This is a genomic window from Methyloglobulus sp. (assembly GCF_040079455.1).
GTDB lineage: Bacteria > Pseudomonadota > Gammaproteobacteria > Methylococcales > Methylomonadaceae > Methyloglobulus.
On the sequence record NZ_JBEBKJ010000079.1, the window covers coordinates 1 to 16,610 of the forward strand.

18 protein-coding genes are annotated in these 16,610 nt (G+C 44.4%); 16 read left to right on the forward strand and 2 right to left on the reverse strand.

Annotation, left to right across the window (positions count from 1 at the left end; all coding sequences use genetic code 11):
* Window positions 1-141: 141 nt before the first annotated feature.
* A complete protein-coding gene (locus ABL924_RS14720) occupies window positions 142-480 on the reverse strand; it encodes a TraR/DksA family transcriptional regulator (protein WP_349027854.1) in 339 nt (112 codons plus the stop codon).
* A 97-nt stretch (window positions 481-577) separates the two neighbouring features.
* Between ABL924_RS14720 and ABL924_RS14725 the strand changes: the two genes are divergently transcribed.
* From ABL924_RS14725 to ABL924_RS14775, 11 genes are all read left to right on the forward strand, one after another.
* A complete protein-coding gene (locus ABL924_RS14725) occupies window positions 578-1,483 on the forward strand; it encodes a MoxR family ATPase (RefSeq protein ID WP_349027855.1) in 906 nt (301 codons plus the stop codon).
* Window positions 1,480-2,433, forward strand: coding sequence for a DUF58 domain-containing protein (locus ABL924_RS14730; protein WP_349027856.1), 954 nt, complete (start codon window positions 1,480-1,482; stop codon window positions 2,431-2,433). Before ABL924_RS14725 ends, ABL924_RS14730 begins: the two co-directional genes overlap by 4 nt.
* Window positions 2,430-4,400, forward strand: a complete 1,971-nt coding sequence (locus ABL924_RS14735) for a DUF3488 and transglutaminase-like domain-containing protein (protein WP_349027857.1) — start codon at window positions 2,430-2,432, stop codon at window positions 4,398-4,400. Before ABL924_RS14730 ends, ABL924_RS14735 begins: the two co-directional genes overlap by 4 nt.
* A gap of 78 nt (window positions 4,401-4,478) precedes the next feature.
* Entirely contained in the window at window positions 4,479-5,261 is a 783-nt protein-coding gene (gene lgt, locus ABL924_RS14740) for a prolipoprotein diacylglyceryl transferase (RefSeq protein WP_349027858.1), read from the forward strand.
* Window positions 5,258-6,091: a thymidylate synthase gene (gene thyA / locus ABL924_RS14745; protein WP_349027859.1), complete on the forward strand. Its 834-nt coding sequence runs from the start codon at window positions 5,258-5,260 to the stop codon at window positions 6,089-6,091. Before lgt ends, thyA begins: the two co-directional genes overlap by 4 nt.
* 37 nt (window positions 6,092-6,128) lie before the next feature.
* Entirely contained in the window at window positions 6,129-6,749 is a 621-nt protein-coding gene (locus ABL924_RS14750) for an inorganic pyrophosphatase (protein WP_349027860.1), read from the forward strand.
* Window positions 6,750-6,881: 132 nt separating this feature from the next.
* Window positions 6,882-7,895: an SPFH domain-containing protein gene (locus ABL924_RS14755; RefSeq protein ID WP_349027861.1), complete on the forward strand. Its 1,014-nt coding sequence runs from the start codon at window positions 6,882-6,884 to the stop codon at window positions 7,893-7,895.
* 17 nt (window positions 7,896-7,912) lie between these two features.
* Window positions 7,913-8,581 carry a zf-TFIIB domain-containing protein gene (locus ABL924_RS14760; protein ID WP_349027862.1) on the forward strand — a complete coding sequence of 223 codons (669 nt, stop codon included), beginning with the start codon at window positions 7,913-7,915 and terminating at the stop codon, window positions 8,579-8,581.
* Between the two features lie 348 nt (window positions 8,582-8,929).
* Window positions 8,930-9,058, forward strand: coding sequence for a hypothetical protein (locus tag ABL924_RS14765; protein WP_349027863.1), 129 nt, complete (start codon window positions 8,930-8,932; stop codon window positions 9,056-9,058).
* A 169-nt stretch (window positions 9,059-9,227) separates the two neighbouring features.
* Window positions 9,228-9,686 carry a hypothetical protein gene (locus tag ABL924_RS14770; RefSeq protein WP_349027864.1) on the forward strand — a complete coding sequence of 153 codons (459 nt, stop codon included), beginning with the start codon at window positions 9,228-9,230 and terminating at the stop codon, window positions 9,684-9,686.
* A gap of 41 nt (window positions 9,687-9,727) precedes the next feature.
* Window positions 9,728-10,663 (forward strand): hypothetical protein, encoded by a 936-nt coding sequence (locus ABL924_RS14775; protein ID WP_349027865.1) that lies wholly within the window; start codon window positions 9,728-9,730, stop codon window positions 10,661-10,663.
* A 36-nt stretch (window positions 10,664-10,699) separates the two neighbouring features.
* On the opposite strand, the gene ABL924_RS14780 is transcribed toward ABL924_RS14775, so the two are convergent.
* Complete coding sequence (locus ABL924_RS14780) at window positions 10,700-10,867, reverse strand: hypothetical protein (protein ID WP_349027866.1); 168 nt, start codon at window positions 10,865-10,867, stop codon at window positions 10,700-10,702.
* Between the two features lie 299 nt (window positions 10,868-11,166).
* Between ABL924_RS14780 and mnmG the strand changes: the two genes are divergently transcribed.
* The 5 genes from mnmG to ABL924_RS14805 all read left to right on the forward strand — a co-directional run.
* Window positions 11,167-13,038 (forward strand): tRNA uridine-5-carboxymethylaminomethyl(34) synthesis enzyme MnmG, encoded by a 1,872-nt coding sequence (gene mnmG, locus ABL924_RS14785; RefSeq protein ID WP_349027867.1) that lies wholly within the window; start codon window positions 11,167-11,169, stop codon window positions 13,036-13,038.
* A complete protein-coding gene (gene rsmG / locus ABL924_RS14790; protein ID WP_349027868.1) occupies window positions 13,038-13,661 on the forward strand; it encodes a 16S rRNA (guanine(527)-N(7))-methyltransferase RsmG in 624 nt (207 codons plus the stop codon). Before mnmG ends, rsmG begins: the two co-directional genes overlap by 1 nt.
* Before the next feature lie 161 nt (window positions 13,662-13,822).
* On the forward strand, window positions 13,823-14,602 hold the full coding sequence (locus ABL924_RS14795; RefSeq protein ID WP_349027869.1) for a ParA family protein: 780 nt from the start codon (window positions 13,823-13,825) through the stop codon (window positions 14,600-14,602).
* A gap of 323 nt (window positions 14,603-14,925) precedes the next feature.
* On the forward strand, window positions 14,926-15,765 hold the full coding sequence (locus ABL924_RS14800) for a ParB/RepB/Spo0J family partition protein (RefSeq protein ID WP_349027871.1): 840 nt from the start codon (window positions 14,926-14,928) through the stop codon (window positions 15,763-15,765).
* A gap of 179 nt (window positions 15,766-15,944) precedes the next feature.
* A partial coding sequence (locus ABL924_RS14805) for a DUF262 domain-containing protein (RefSeq protein ID WP_349027870.1) occupies window positions 15,945-16,610 on the forward strand: 666 nt, incomplete at its 3' end.

Below are 16,610 nucleotides of genomic sequence, written 5' to 3' on the forward strand. Positions count from 1 at the left end.
ATGGACATGCTGAAGTCGAATCCAGAACGCATACGCAGCTTCTTTCAGGATAAGAGAGTCAAATATGCAGCTTAAAACTTCTAAAGGCCGGATCAATAGTAAAAGGTTGGTTTATTTTCATTAAGACGAAATATACCAACCTCAACACCCCGCTTGACTGGCGCACTTAACACACATACTGGAATAAGGTACGGCTTCCAGACGCTCTTTTCTGATGGGTTCGCCGCACAATTCGCAAATGCCATATTCGCCACTATCTATTCGGGCGATGGCTTGTTGCACCCGATCCCGTTCTGCCCTGGCGGCATTGCCTAAGTAATCTAACACTTCGTCATTTTCTGACTGTGTGGCTTGTTCTGCAAAATCTTTTTCCAATGGCTCATCCGTATGTTTTACGTCGTTAGTTATCTTGGTCAGACGGTCATCCAGCTCCTCTAACATGTCAATCAGATGGCTGCGTACTTCTTCGTACTCTTTCATTGCACTACTCCTGCCTTTGTTTGCTTTGCCGTTTAATTTCAGGCTTTGTTCTATACTAAGGGCAAAATTTTAATATGCAAGCATCCTACCACTAACTATGCAAAATGACATCCAGCGACTACTTAAAGAAGCCAATCAGGTTATTCTCGGCAAAGAACGGCAAATCCGTTTAGCGGTGTGTTGCCTGTTGGCGCGCGGCCATTTATTGATTGAAGATATTCCAGGTGTTGGCAAAACGACTCTGGCACATACGCTGGCTAAGTTATTGGGCATGAATTACCAGCGTATCCAGTTTACCAGCGATATTTTACCGGCTGACATAATCGGTGCATCCGTTTTTGATGGCAAAAACCATGAATTCAAATTTCATCCAGGGCCGATATTTAACCAGATGGTGTTGGCTGATGAGATTAACCGTTCGACACCCAAGGCACAAAGCGCGCTACTGGAAGCGATGGAGGAACATCAAGTTACTGTAGAAGGAGTCACTTACCAACTCCCCAAGCCTTTTTTCGTGATCGCCACGCAAAATCCTTCACACCAGATCGGCACCTTCCCTTTGCCTGAATCGCAATTGGATCGTTTTTTAATGCGTATTGAGTTGGGTTATCCCGATCCAAAATCGGAGCGGCAATTACTGACGGGCGTAAATAGGCATAACCTAATTAGTTCATTATCGGCGCAGATTACACCGCAGCAATTACAGAATCTGCAACAGGCAATTACGGAAGTGCATGTGTCCAGTGCCTTACTGGATTACTGCCAAGCCATAATTAACTTCACCCGCGAATCACCCGAATATCATTGTGGCTTATCGCCAAGGGCTGGGTTAGCGCTGCTGACTGCTGCCAAAGCCTGGACGTTTATGGATAATCGTGATGCAGTCATTCCAGAGGATATACAAACCGTATTGGCGGCGGTTGCTGGGCATCGGCTGCGATCAGGCAATAACGATTCTGTAGCCATTGTTGCGCCTATTTTAACTAAGGTTGCTGTCACTTGAACCTAAATACTTTAAAAGAACGTTATGGGCTGGATCGGTTTTTCCTCGGTGAGCGGAGGCCGGACGGCTTACCGTTACTCCTAAACCAGCGGCGGATATTTATTTTACCGACGCAACGCGGTTTGGGCTTCGGCTTATTGATTCTGTTGTTGGCGCTGATTGCCTTTGTGTACAACAATAATCTGGCTTATATGCTGGCATTTTTGCTGGGCAGTATTTTTTTTATTACCATTTTGCACACCTATAAATCTTTGGCAGGATTGACTGTTCAAGAAGGTCAAGCGACAGAGGTATTTGCTGGTGAGGCTGCCGGATTTGGTGTGCATATCAATAATCCGACATCGGCTGAACGCCAGAATATCCAGCTAAAATTGAAAACGGCTGAAAATTTCCACCTAAAGGCAAATAGCAAAGCTCATTTAATTTTGTACGACCTCACCCGGAAACGGGGCTGGCATCCGGCGGGAACGGTCACCATTTCCAGCACTTATCCATTAGGTTTATTCCGTGCTTGGTCACCTATTCGTTTCAATGCCAAAGCCATTGTGTATCCCAAGCCAGCAAACCAGGAGATCCCATTCCCGGAAATAGGAGCAACAAAAAATCAACAAGGGCAGTTTAAAAAAGGCGGCGATGAGTTTTATGGACTGCAGAGTTATCAGGCTGGCGACCCTATCAAACACCTGCACTGGAAAGCCTACGCGAAAGGGCTGGGCTTATTCAGCAAACAATATGGAGGAGAGAGCTCGGCAGAAATCTGGCTGGATTACGGACATGCACCCGGACAGTCACTTGAGGAACGCCTGAGCAACTTATGCCGCTGGGTGGTCGATGCCGAACAATTAGGTGTCGCTTACGGATTCATTATTCCTGGTTTGCAGATAGAGCCGGGGAATGGTCCTGCACATTACCGGAAATGTCTGGAAGCGCTGGCTTTGTTTAATCTATGAATCCTGCCCATAACAAAGAAATACTGATTTTTTTGCTGTCCTCGATTGGCTTGATAGTGCTGCCCCATGTGTCTCATCTGCATTGGGGGGTGTTCGGCTTTTTTTGCCTGCTGCTTGTTTGGCGATTTATCTGTATCTGGAAGCCCGACCGCTTACCGACTTTTCCAATTATTTTACTTCTGATAGTTTGCGGAATGGCGATTCTGTACACCCAACACCGTGGCATTTTAGGGCGCGACGGCGGTACTAGTTTATTTGTGATTGCGCTGGGTTTGAAATTAATGGAGATTAAAAGCGAACGCGATCTTTATCTGATTAATTACCTTGCATTTATTGTTGCTGCCTCCCAGTTTTTGTATGAGCAAAGCATACTGATGGCAGCTTATATCCTGTTTGTTTGTTGCGTGTTGCTTGCAACGTTGGTATTCATCAATAGCCATGTTGCTAACACAACGGTTGCGCTCAAAAAAGCGGCAGTGATTATTGCACAGGCGGTACCCATGGCTATTGTGGTTTTCATATTATTTCCGCGAGTTGAAGCGCCGAAATGGCTAATGTTTAATGATAAACCACAGACAAAAATGGGCTTAAGCGACACCATGGAGCCCGGTTCTATCACCGATCTGGGCATGTCGGATGAGCTGGTATTCAGGGTTAAGTTTGCCGGAGCGATTCCGCCAGCAAAACAACGCTATTGGCGTGGCCCGGTAATGACCCAAACCGACGGCAAAAAGTGGACGCAAGCAAGGGATTTATCTTATCAAGCGTATTTAGATAAGCCGACTTTTTCAGGAAAGGCTTACCAGTACACCCTGTTGATGGAACCGCAGGAAAAAGACTGGGTATTTGCTTTGGATATGCCTGCCGAATTTCCTAAACCATTGGGCCAGAATGCGAACTATCAATTGCTAACATCGGACGGCCTGGATAAGCGCACCGAATTCAAATTGACCTCTTACCCGACCTACAACACAGGCTACATTACTAAAACCGAATACCAACATGCCCGACAGCTACCGAGTGCGCCATCGGATAAAATCAAACAATTAGTCATTCAATTGCACGGCTTCGATAGTGCGCCGGACGTGTTTATTAATCAGTTACTCAATCATTTTAGGAAAGAAGATTTCCATTACACCTTAACACCACCGTTAATGGAACAAAATCCGATTGAAACCTTTTTATTCGAAACCCGGAGCGGTTTTTGTAGCCATTATGCCTCGGCCTTTGTTTACTTGATGCGGGTGGCCGACATTCCTGCACGAGTCGTTACTGGCTACCAGGGCGGTGAACTAAATGCGGTGGGAAATTTTCTGGAAATCAAGCAAGCCGATGCCCATGCCTGGGCGGAAGTATGGCTGGATAAGCAAGGCTGGGTCAGGTTTGATCCGACTGCCGCCATTGCACCTGAACGGATAGAGAAGAACATCGACATTGCCCGATTGATGCCAGGCGGACTGATAAGTTATGCAGCCCCTAATACGGGGCAAGGGGCATTTAATTTACTAAACAAGGCAAGACAGTTATGGAGCCATGTCGATTATAACTGGCAGCGTTGGGTCATCAATTACAACAATGCCAATCAAGCCAGTTTCCTGTCGACATTCGGTATCGAGGATTTTAAAACCATGGTGTACTGGATGATGACAATCGTTGCTGTCATCACCGCCATACTCAGCCTGTTTTTATTTCATCAAAGACCCAAAACCTCTGACCGTACCTTGATTGTTTATAATCGCTTTTTAAAGAAAATCGCCAAGGCGGGATTGACTAAAAGCACAGGCGAAGGTGCAAGGGATTTTGCTGAACGCATTAAGCTCAAACTGCCGGAACAGGTTGACTGTATAGAAGAGATAACCGTCGCTTTTATCAACCAACGCTACGGCAAGAAACCGGCTGAAGAGGGTTTTAGACGGCTGGATAGTTTAGTTAGCTTGCTTAATGTCAAAATATCATTAAGGCCGTAAGGTGGATACAGCTACAACACTGACCCACCATCATGAGTTAAGTTATAATAGGCACTAAATTAATTATTAAAACTTCTTATGCTCACCTACCCTCAAATCGACCCCGTACTGATTGCCATCGGACCGTTAAAAATTCACTGGTACGGCTTGATGTATTTGGTTGGTTTTGCAGGAGTGTGGGTGTTGGGGCAAAAACGGGCGCAGCAACCGTGGTCGCCGCTCAAGCCGGAAGCGATAGAGGATTTGGTGACTTATGGGGCGATGGGCGCTATTTTGGGCGGCAGGATTGGGTATGTGTTATTTTATAATTTCACTGAATTCCTCAGTAATCCACTGATTCTGTTTAAGATATGGCAGGGCGGAATGTCTTTTCATGGTGGCATGTTGGGTGTGTTTGTTGCTATGTGGCTGTTCGGTAAAAAACAGAACTGTACCATGCTGCAACTGACCGACATTATTGCACCGCTTTGTCCTATTGGTTTGGGTGCTGGCCGACTCGGAAATTTCATCAATTCGGAACTTTGGGGACGGACTACCGATGTGCCATGGGCGATGGTATTCCCTAATGGCGGGCCACTTCCCCGCCATCCTTCACAGCTTTATGAGGCTTTCCTGGAAGGTGTGGTGTTATTTGTTGTCCTCTGGATTTACACCAGTAAGCCCAGGCCGACTATGGCAGCAACCGGCCTAGTTCTATTTTGTTACGGCTGCTTTCGATTTTTTGTCGAGTTTTTCCGTATGCCCGACGCGCAACTCGGCTATCTTGCGCTGGATTGGGTGACTATGGGACAGATACTATCCACGCCAATGATTATCATTGGCGCGGTTTTATTTTATTTTGCATATAAAAAGGCTGCATGAACCAATACTTGCAGTTACTTGACAAAATTCTTCAGGACGGAACTCTAAAAGGAGATCGAACGGGCAGCGGTACGCTGTCGATCTTTGGTTATCAGATGCGGTTTGCGTTGGCAGAGGGCTTTCCTTTAGTCACAACTAAAAAAATACACTACAAATCCATCATCCATGAATTGCTTTGGTTTTTGAAGGGCGATACGAATATCGGCTATTTACGTGAACACAATGTGAATATCTGGAATGAATGGGCAGATGGGCAAGGTGAGTTAGGGCCTGTTTACGGTTACCAATGGCGATCCTGGCCTACGCCAAATGGCGATTCTATCGACCAGATTCAGCAGGCCATCTATCAACTGAAACAGACACCCAACAGCCGTCGCATGATTGTTTCCGCGTGGAATGTTGCTGATTTACCGGATGAAAGCGTTAGCCCTCAGCAAAATGTAGCAAACGGCAAAATGGCTTTAGCCCCTTGCCATGCGTTTTTTCAGTTTTATGTGGCGGATGGCAAGCTCTCTTGCCAGATGTATCAGCGTAGCTGTGATACCTTTCTGGGCGTACCGTTCAACATTGCCAGTTACGCTTTGTTGACCCACATGGTTGCTCAGCAGACTAACTTACAAGTGGGCGATTTTATTTGGACGGGCGGTGATGTTCATTTGTATCTAAACCATCTGGAACAAGCCAAGCTACAATTAACGCGTGAGCCATACACACTGCCAACCTTATTAATCAAGTGCAAACCGGAATCGATTTTTGATTACCATTACGATGATTTTGAAATTACGGATTATCAAGCCCATGAACACATTAAGGCAGCTATTTCCGTTTAACAAGACACAAACCGCAGCTATCAAACAGTAAAAATTAATGAGCATAAGACACAAAGCCCACCCCTGGCATGGCATAGAAGCTGGAGATAACGCCCCGGACATTGTAACGGCGTTCATCGAAATCGTACCGTCCGATACCATCAAGTATGAAATCGACAAGATTAGTGGATATCTCAGGATAGACCGGCCACAAAAATTTTCCAACATGATTCCAACGCTTTACGGCTTTATTCCACAAACCTACTGTGCCGAGGAAGTGGCTGAATATGCGGAGATAAAATCAGGTCGAAAAGTAGCCAGAGGTGACGGCGATCCACTCGATATTTGCGTGCTCAGCGAACGGAGCGTAACGCATGGGGATATTCTGGTACAGGCAGTGCCTATCGGAGGCTTTCGTTTGTTAGACGACGGGGAAGCAGATGATAAGATTATTGCCGTTATGAAGGGCGATGAGTTTTATCGGCAATGGAACGATGTTTCTGATTGTCCCCCTTCCTATATTGACCGCCTAAAACATTATTTCCTAACGTATAAGCATTTACCCAGCGAGCATCTTATCTGTGAAATCACCCAAGTCTACGGTCGAGAAGAAGCGCACGAAGTGATCAAACGTGCTATGGCAGATTATCAGCATCACTATGGATACTACACAACGTAAATCATCTTAGGTATTAAGAGTAAGCCGCTAATCTCAAAAATTGGCATTACATCACAAACTTGGCTAGCATTTATTGCTATTTCAACCATTTCAACTAACATAAAACCACTACTTAGCTCGGTGGAGAATTTTATGGCACTTTTTGACGGTATTAGACGGCAACTACGTTCGGTTATCGAATGGCGCGATGCCAATCCCGATGCTTTGATTCATGAATGGAGCGACAACGGCGACGAAATCAAGAATGCGTCCAAGCTGATTGTCGGTCCAGGGCAAGGCTGTATTTTCGTTTATGAGGGCAAGGTGCAAGCGGTGCTCGAAGAGCAACGTTTGATCGACCTGGAAACAGCCAACATCCCATTCTGGTCGACGGTCAAAAACTTCATGCAGTTTTTTGAAAGCCATCACAAAGTCGGCATTTACTTTTTTAGGCGCACGGAGATCCTAAATCAAAAGTGGGGTACGACTTCAAGCATCAAGTACGAAGATCCTAAATACAAATTTCCTGTAGGATTAAAAGCTTACGGCAATTACAGCTACCGTATTTCTGATGGACGCGGTTTTTTCGTCAATGTGGTTGGTAGCCATGGCGATTTTTTGGTTGAAGATTTCCGTAGGGTCATGTCCGAACGGATTATTCATCCGCTGAGTGACTTTCTCGCCGAAAGCAAATATTCCTACGCCGATATTGATGCCAGTCGTAATGAAATATCTGACGGCGTATCGGCAAAATTAAATGCCGATTTTGGCAAACTCGGTTTTGAGATGACCGACTTCCGTATCGAAGGCACGAACTTCGACGACGAAACCCTTACGCGCATCAACCGTATTGCCAATGTAACCGCAGAAGCGCAAGCGGCACAGGCAGCAGGCGTAGATTATGCTAAACTGCAGCAGCTTGAAGCCATGCGCGAAGCAGCACGTAATGAAGGCGGCGCAGCAGGTGCTGGCGTAGGTTTAGGCGCAGGTATTGGCTTAGGGCAAGTAATGGCACAAGGGATGCAAAGCACAGCTGTCGCTCCAACAGCACAACCTGATAACGACGCTGCGGGTAAATTGGCGCAACTCAAAGAACTCAACAAGGATGGCTTGATTTCCGACCAGGAATACGCCGACAAAAGACAAGCTATTTTAGACGCGTTGTAGTCTGGTGCTATTAACTTATGGCTAGATGCACTTCCTGTTCAGCACCGCTACCTGCCAATACTAATCGTTGCAATTTTTGTGATACCCGCAGCGATGTAGATTTACATGCCAAGCATCCGTATAAAGTAGAAAAACTGCTCAGCAAGCGTATTTGTCCAAACTGTGACAAATCACTACAAACTATCCGCTTAAAAACGCCAGAGCCGTTAGCGATTGAACGCTGTCAATCGTGCTTTGGCTTGTTTTTCGATAAAGGTGAAATAGAGCTGATTATGCAAAGCTCGGTTTCCAATGTCTTTGATATCAATCACGAACACATCGACAATATCAACAAAGACCGTTACCGTAAACCCCAAAAAATACGCTATCTTAAATGCCCCGAATGCCAAAGGCACATGAACCGCGTCAATTTCGGACAGCGCAGCGGCGTGGTTGTAGACCAGTGCGTTATTCATGGTATCTGGCTGGATAGCGGTGAATTGACGCATCTGTTGGAATGGAAAAAAGCCGGCGGGCAACTTTTACACAAAGAATACGCTGTCGAGATGGAAAGGCAAAAACAACACAAGCAGAATGTCCTTCCCGGCAAGGCAGCCGATTATTCTAATACCAGCGGTAGTTTTAGTAGTACGCTGGAGGTGGATTTAATTGAAACAGTGGCGGGGTTGTTGGGTAAGTTGTTTTAATGTTATTAATAAGTGACCGGGAAAATGCATAATTTCATTGATTTTTGGTGAGAAGGGACACTGGAGTGTCAGGGGCTGCATTCCCGCGCCGGAGCGTGGGAACGATAAAATGGGCAGGTTTTTTTGCCCACCATTTACATCGACATTTTGTTCCGCGTGGGCACGAACAGCATGTGCCCACCCTACACGGCTTTTCAGGTTGTTCGCCACACTAAAGCGGCTTTTCATTTGACTAAATAGAAAAACCTCAAATATTCACATTTTATATCTATTTGTTTTCTTGAGTTTTTAACCATCTAAGCGTATATATTGTCTGCAATTTCGTTGATGTAAACGCAGTGGTCATTCATGAGAAAACGCAACCAAACACCCATTTGGCAACCTAAACATACGCAAACGGAAACCACGCCGAAAATCCCTGCGCTGGAAAAACTGGCGGCAACGCGATTAGCTTTAGAAAACTGCTGTTGGAGTTAAGCTTAATCGTGGTCGCTGTCATCGGTTTAGGCTTACTGATTATAATAAGCAATTTTTTAACGCTATTGCACTAAGCTTGCTCTGTAGACATTAGTTCGCTACCATTATCTGACTGAGCGTAAAAATTAACAAAATAATTATTCCTACAACCTTTTCAAGAAAGTACAATATGCCTCCTATAAAAAAGAAAGAAAGTAGCCTAAAAGAATACCTACCTTATGGTGCTTTCGTTTTGACGTTAATAGGTGTCTTTATTGCCGTAAATACTTTTGGTGAATACCGATATGGAAAAGGGTTAGAAGAAAATAAAGGCGAAATTGAAATTACCAATCTTAAGAAAACAATATCTGAAAACGAAGATAAAATTAAAAAAAGTAAACATTGGTCTAAGTTTTTGCAGCTTTTTTTGGATTATTTGCTTGAAAAGCAAAAACATCCAAACGGGATCGAGTCCTCAGCGCAAGCAAAAAATTTTGCCGACTTTCTTAAGGAAGATGGAATTGGAGACCAAAAGGGCATTGATAAGTGTACAGACGTTTCATTTGAGACAGATACAATTCGCAAATATACCATTCCCGCAGAAATAAAAAAAATTGTCCATCCAGATTATTGTAAAGATACTAAATGATACGGGGATTTCCACGGCTAATATCTAAGTGCAGTATCTACTTGGTTGTTAGCCTTTTTTTAATAATCAATTGGATACCGTCAGAAGCCGAAAGTATTCAGTATTATGCAAAGCAATGTAATAAGATTGCAGGGATTTCCATAAATGATTTTAGCTGTGAAGATGGCAAAGAAATCCCTATAGAAACAAAAAAAAACAAAGATAATTTGAGTCAACCTTGTAACAACCCAAGCTTACTTGGAAAAGGCAATCCATGCATGACTGGCTCAAAGTTGGGAATGTTAACTTTTAATGACGATGCCATCGTTATTTTCATTTGTAGAAAATTTAACGATAGCAGAGCAACAGATGGGCTGTACGACGAAGTTGCTATTATTCAGCACAATAAAAAAAGCGGCGCAACGTGCTGGTATCAATCAGATTTGAAACCTAGTGCCCCTATACCACCAAATATTAAATCACCTAAAGACAGTGATTTCGTTGATGAAAAGAATCAAATCAAGTGGGAATTACCCTCTAATCTAGAAAAACACGCAAAATGTGTAAATTGCCATACCAATGATCCATTTGTCGGCACTCCCTACATTAAAAATATCTTAGAAGATTTTTTAAGGAAAAATAAGTATACGTACGAAGACAGAATACAAGGAGCATATTGGTCTCCTTATCTTGAATGGAATAATTTAAAGCATGTTGAATTTCTAAAAGAATCATCTGGAAAACAATGTACGTCATGTCATCGCATTGCATTAAACCCTGCTAATGAAAATACTTGCCAACGATTCCTTAGCGAATCTTTGGGTTTAAAAGACGAAACACATCCAAATATTCCTAGAATCAATGCATTTATGCCACCTCATAATAGAGATAATTTAACAATCGAAAAAGCAAAAAAAATTCTTGCTGATATAAAAAGTTGTTGCCAAGAACCAGATGGAGAAAGATGTAAAGTTTCAGAGCTTAATCAAAAAGATTAAATTTCAAGTCAGCAACAAAAAACTTCGCCATTGGTTCTATTTAAGAACCAATGGCGAAGCCTCCTCATTGGCGTGCTTAGCTTTGCGGTTGTATTTGCTCTTGTCGTCGAATACTTTGGCTTTATTAAACAATCCCGCGAATTTCGCCACTGGATTTTGCAAAGGCGCTTCGTCTATTTTGTTCATTTTTTTACGTTTTTTCATGGTTAACCCTTATAATTAAGCGATGAGTAACAAACCGTTTTAGTTTAGTTGTTTTTTGCAAAGTTTCGATATAGCAACAACTAAGTCGGTTAATTTATTGTAACTTCCGAAAAATTATCCGTTTATCCCCATCATAAGGATACAAGTGCTTCGACCAGCTCAGGATTTATGCCCTTTGGGTACGAACGGAGAAGTCGGAAATACAGTTAAATCACCGTTCGCACTGAGCTTGTCGAAGTGCGACTTAACGAAGTTACTTTTTGATTAACTTTAATCGGACGTTAGAGTGGCAAATTGTTGTGAAATTCAAAAAAAATTTTGATGTAATTGTGATTGGCGGCGGTCATGCCGGTACGGAAGCGGCGTTGGCGGCGGCGCGTTGCGGAGCGCAAACCTTGTTGTTAACCCAAAATATTGAAACACTAGGACAAATGAGCTGCAACCCTGCCATCGGCGGCATCGGCAAAGGCCATTTGGTGAAAGAAATCGATGCTTTAGGCGGCATTATGGCAAAGGCGACTGATTTGGCTGGCATCCAGTTTCGTACCCTCAATGCCAGCAAAGGTCCCGCAGTCCGTGCGACCCGCGCCCAGGCTGATCGTAGGCTGTATAAGCAGGCAATACGTTATGCATTGGAAAATCAACAGAATTTGGCGTTATTCCAACAAACTGTCGCGGACTTAATTGTTGAAGGCGATAAGGTCGTCGGCGTTAAAACCCAAATGGGTCTGAACTTTATGGCCAGGGCGGTGGTGTTGACTACAGGCACTTTTTTGGGTGGCAAGATCCACATCGGTTTGGAAAATTACAGCGGCGGTCGTGCCGGTGATCCTGCTTCGATTGCCTTAGCTGAGCGTTTGCGCGAATTGCCGTTTCGGATTGACCGATTGAAAACCGGCACGCCACCACGTATTGATGGCCGTACGATTGATTTTAGCAAGTTGGCAGTGCAACATGGCGATGATCCCGTACCCGTGTTTTCGTTTCTGGGCAAGCGCGAGCAACACCCTAGGCAAATTCCTTGTCACATCACCCGCACGAATCCAAAAACCCATGACATTATCCGTGCTGGTTTAGACCGTTCGCCCTTATATTCTGGTGTTATTGAAGGTATTGGGCCACGTTATTGTCCGTCGATAGAAGATAAAATCGTGCGGTTTGCCGACCGCGACACGCACCAGATTTTTGTCGAACCAGAAGGTTTGGATACGCACGAAATCTATCCGAATGGTATTTCCACCAGTTTGCCGTTCGATGTGCAATATGAATTCGTCCGCTCGATGGAAGGCTTTGAAAATGCCGAAATCGTGCGCCCTGGTTATGCCATCGAATATGATTTTTTTGATCCGCGTGACTTAAAAATGTCGCTGGAAACCAAACATATGAAAGGCCTTTTCTTTGCCGGGCAAATTAACGGCACGACGGGCTACGAAGAAGCCGCAGCGCAAGGGCTGATTGCAGGGCTGAATGCGGCACGTCTGGTACAAGACCAAGAAAACTGGTGTCCAAAGCGTAACGAAGCCTACATGGGCGTGATGATCGACGACCTGATTACCCGTGGCACACAAGAGCCGTACCGCATGTTCACCAGCCGTGCGGAATACCGCTTGTTGCTGCGTGAAGACAATGCCGATTTGCGCTTGACTGAAAAAGGGCGCGAATTAGATCTGGTTGATGATGTCCGTTGGCAAGCATTTGAAACTAAAAGAGAAGCAATAAGCAATCTCCAGGACGACTTGAAAAAGAAATGGATCAGGGCAGAAAGCCCAGAAGCCGAACTGGCCGAACAATTTTGGGGCAAACCTTTGTTAAAGGAAGCCAGTTTAGCGGAATTGTTGCGCCGCCCAGAAGTTGATGTACTACGCTTATTGAGCTTTTATGAAGGTGGCGAAGAAATTCATGAGCAGGTTGGCGAACAGGTTGAAATCCAGGCGAAATATGCCGGTTACATCGTCCGGCAGCAAACTGACATCGACAAAGCGTTACGTTATGACCACTTGCGCTTACCGAATGGCCTGGACTATAACGGTGTGCCTGGGTTGTCTAACGAAGTCAGTCAAAAACTCAAGGCGCAACGCCCGGAGACATTAGGTCAGGCTTCAAGAATGCCGGGCATGACACCTGCTGCGATTTCCTTGTTGTTGGTTTACTTGAAAAAGAAAAGTGCTTGATGGAAGACTGCCGTAAAATCCTGGTTGACGGTATTGCAGCGCTCAACCTGTCGGTCGATGAGCAAAAAGTTGATCAATTGTTAGGCTTTGTTAAGCTCATTGAAAAATGGAACAAAGCGTATAACCTTACGGCAATAAAAGATAAGCCGAACATGATACGACTGCATTTGCTGGACAGTTTGACCGTTATACCTTACCTTGAAGGCAACCGAATTATCGACATCGGTACTGGCGCAGGTTTGCCAGGCATTCCGTTAGCCATTTGTTTGCCGCAGTTAGCGTTTACCTTGCTGGACAGTAACGCCAAAAAAACCCGTTTTGTGCAGCAGGTCGTATTAGAATTAAAACTTACCAATGTGCAAATTCGCCATAGTCGAGTTGAAGATTTTCAGCCAGAGCAACCTTTCAGCACATTATTGACGCGAGCCTTTGCCGAGTTGTCTGATATGGTTGAATCGAGTCGGCATTTACTCTCTGAAAATGGTGTGTTGTTAGCAATGAAAGGTCGTTGTGCCGAATCGGAACTGGCTCAAGTCACCGCTAAAAAAACAGTCATCCCCATTCAAATCCCTGGTGTGGGAGCAGAAAGAAATCTGGTGTGTATACAACTTGGAAATCTCTGAACAAGTCCTTCGACAACCCTCTCCTGAGTACATCGAAGGACTCAGGACGAACGGTAAGGTGTTTATCCGTTCGTGGTGAGCTTGTCGAACCATGAATGGAATAAACTTGTTCAAAGATTCCTTTTAATCATAAACCTGTCGGTGAGGTATAAGGTAACCTAGTGGGAAAAGTAATTGCCCTAACTAATCAAAAAGGCGGTGTTGGAAAGACCACGACCACGGTCAATTTGGCTGCTGCATTGGCTGCGGCTAAAAAGCGGGTGTTGTTGGTTGATCTTGATCCCCAGGGCAATGCAGCGATAGGCTGCGGTGTTGACAAAGAAACCGTCAGTTACTCCAGCTTCGATATTTTGATGAAAGAAGTGCTGGCAACCGAAGCTATCATCAAACTGCCCGAACTCGGTTTTTCTGTCATTCCGGGCAATGCCGACCTGACCGCCGCCGAAATACGTTTGCTAAAAGAAGAGCGCCGTGAGCGGCGGTTGGATGACGGATTGGTCTTGATTAAACCTTATTACGATTACATTTTGGTCGATTGCCCACCGTCTTTAAACATGCTCACCTTGAATGCTTTGGTTGCAGCAGATAGCGTATTAATCCCCATGCAATGTGAGTACTACGCACTGGAAGGCTTAACCGCACTGATGGGTACAATCAAAAATATTAAGGAAACCGTTAACCCCGACCTGTATTTGGAAGGCATACTACGCACCATGTTTGACGACAGAAGCCGACTGACTAAAGATGTTTCCGAACAATTAATCAAGCATTTTGGCGACAAAGTGTTCAGGACTTGCATCCCCAGAAACATACGTCTGGCAGAAGCCCCCAGTCATGGTTTGCCTGTCTTGTTTTATGATAAGGCGTCGAGAGGTTCCTTAGCTTATATTGCCTTGGCGGGCGAAATGCTGAGAAAAGAAGGCAGTAAAAAGGCTTCGTGACAGCAAAAGATTTAGACCTTAAACTGAAAATATGCGGAAAACTCTAAAGATATAGACACTTCCTTTTCTCAAAGGGAGCAATACAGTCAAATAAAAAGCTCCCTCTCCCCGAGGGAGAGGGTCGGGGTGAGGGGATAAAAATGTGCTTTATGTCCCCTGATCCTAGGCTTTTCCCTCCAGGGATGGTGGAAGTGTGGCAACGGATAGGGAATCTGTGCCGCCTCCCTCAGGGAGAAGGGACGGCCTCCTTAGCTTAATAACATTGCCAATGAGAAAAGGTATTTTTAGAAAACCATCACACAAAGCAACAAAAGGTGAATACTTTGGTTAAACGCGGATTAGGTCGAGGATTAGATGCATTGTTGGGTGATGTTTCTGCAAAAGAAGTAGTCAATTCAATACACACTTTGCCAATAGAGTATCTCCAACGGGGAAAATTCCAACCCAGAAAAGATATGAATCCCGAAAAATTACAGGAGCTGGCGGATTCTATAAAGGCGCAGGGCGTTATTCAACCCATCGTCGTGCGCAAAATCGGTCAAGATAAATACGAAATCGTCGCTGGGGAACGCCGTTGGCGTGCCTCCCAACTAGCAGGATTACAGCAAATTCCTGTCGTCATCAAAGACATAGATGACCGCGCCACCATGGCGATTGCACTGATCGAGAATATCCAACGGCAAGACCTCAACCCCCTGGAAGAAGCCGAAGCCTTACGAAGGTTGCTCGATGAATTCACCATGACCCATCAACAAATCGCCGATGCTGTCGGAAAGTCGCGGGTCACCGTGACCAATTTGTTACGGTTGATGGACTTACACCCCGAAGTTAAAAAATTGTTGATTAGCGGTCAACTGGAAATGGGTCATGCACGAGCATTGCTTTCCTTGGATGCAGCAAAACAAGTCGCCGCCGCCCAAAAAATAGCCAGGGAAGGATTAACGGTAAGGGCAGCAGAAAAGCTGGTCAAAGATGCCCAGACCGAACCCAAACCGCAAAAAACAAAATCCATTGACTACGACACCATTCGCTTACAAAACCAACTCACCGAAAAATTGGGTGCTAAAGTTGTCATAGAACATAAAGACAATGGTGCTGGGAAGTTGGTTATTGCCTATGCCAGTTTGGAGGAATTGGATGGAATTTTGGAGCAGATAAGGTAACGGTAGAGATGCGAACAAAAAAGTTCAATAATGGTGTGAGAGAGTTGGTCGGAGCAATCCCATCACGCCGATCCGATCAATTTCCTTGCCGTGACCTCGAAATCAATTAAGCCTTGATCTAATGAATCTTAATACAAGTAACAGATTGGGGTAATACCCGTAAAAACGCAGGTAAATTTATGGCATTTATGGTGATGGAACCAACGAATCAGACCTTCCAAGAATTAATTGGTAATGGTGTGAAATATCAGGTTCCTAGATTTCAAAGAGATTATGCTTGGGATCGAGAACAATGGGAAGACTTATGGTCTGATATTGAGACTATTAATGATGAACAATATCATTATATGGGCTATATAGTTCTGCAACGCAAAAGCCAGCATGATTTTGAAGTGATCGATGGACAGCAGAGGCTTATTACCCTTTCTCTGGTTGTACTCGGCGCAATGAAAAACATTCAGTTGTTAATCAATAATGGAGATGAAGCCGAAGAAAATAAAGAGCGTTTAGGTGTTTTGACAGATCGTTATATCGGTTCTAAAAACCCTATTTCTTTAAAAGTTGACAGTAAGCTTTCCTTAAATAGAAACAATAGCTCTAATTTTAAATCTATTTGTTCTTCACTAGAGGCACCCAATAAAAGAGGCCAAACAAACACCAATAAACTACTGAACAAATGCTTTAAATTTTTTGAAGAAAAAAAAATGGGTAATACCGGTCAAGAGATTGCCGAGTTCATTGAACGTGTTTCTTCAGGCATGGTTTTTACCAAAATAGTTGTACAAGATGATTTGAATGCCTATAAAGTATTTGAAACATTAAACGCAAGGGGAGTACAGCTATCT

What these genes read in the sequence shown, in the direction of transcription:
- ABL924_RS14720 (WP_349027854.1), bottom strand. Translation starts at nt 480, where the DNA reads ATGAAAGAGTACGAAGAAGTACGCAGCCATCTGATTGACATGTTAGAG.
- ABL924_RS14725 (WP_349027855.1), top strand. Translation starts at nt 578, where the DNA reads ATGCAAAATGACATCCAGCGACTACTTAAAGAAGCCAATCAGGTTATT.
- ABL924_RS14735 (WP_349027857.1), top strand. Translation starts at nt 2,430, where the DNA reads ATGAATCCTGCCCATAACAAAGAAATACTGATTTTTTTGCTGTCCTCG.
- lgt (WP_349027858.1), top strand. Translation starts at nt 4,479, where the DNA reads ATGCTCACCTACCCTCAAATCGACCCCGTACTGATTGCCATCGGACCG.
- thyA (WP_349027859.1), top strand. Translation starts at nt 5,258, where the DNA reads ATGAACCAATACTTGCAGTTACTTGACAAAATTCTTCAGGACGGAACT.
- ABL924_RS14750 (WP_349027860.1), top strand. Translation starts at nt 6,129, where the DNA reads ATGAGCATAAGACACAAAGCCCACCCCTGGCATGGCATAGAAGCTGGA.
- ABL924_RS14755 (WP_349027861.1), top strand. Translation starts at nt 6,882, where the DNA reads ATGGCACTTTTTGACGGTATTAGACGGCAACTACGTTCGGTTATCGAA.
- ABL924_RS14760 (WP_349027862.1), top strand. Translation starts at nt 7,913, where the DNA reads ATGGCTAGATGCACTTCCTGTTCAGCACCGCTACCTGCCAATACTAAT.
- ABL924_RS14765 (WP_349027863.1), top strand. Translation starts at nt 8,930, where the DNA reads ATGAGAAAACGCAACCAAACACCCATTTGGCAACCTAAACATACGCAA.
- ABL924_RS14770 (WP_349027864.1), top strand. Translation starts at nt 9,228, where the DNA reads ATGCCTCCTATAAAAAAGAAAGAAAGTAGCCTAAAAGAATACCTACCT.
- ABL924_RS14780 (WP_349027866.1), bottom strand. Translation starts at nt 10,867, where the DNA reads ATGAAAAAACGTAAAAAAATGAACAAAATAGACGAAGCGCCTTTGCAA.
- rsmG (WP_349027868.1), top strand. Translation starts at nt 13,038, where the DNA reads ATGGAAGACTGCCGTAAAATCCTGGTTGACGGTATTGCAGCGCTCAAC.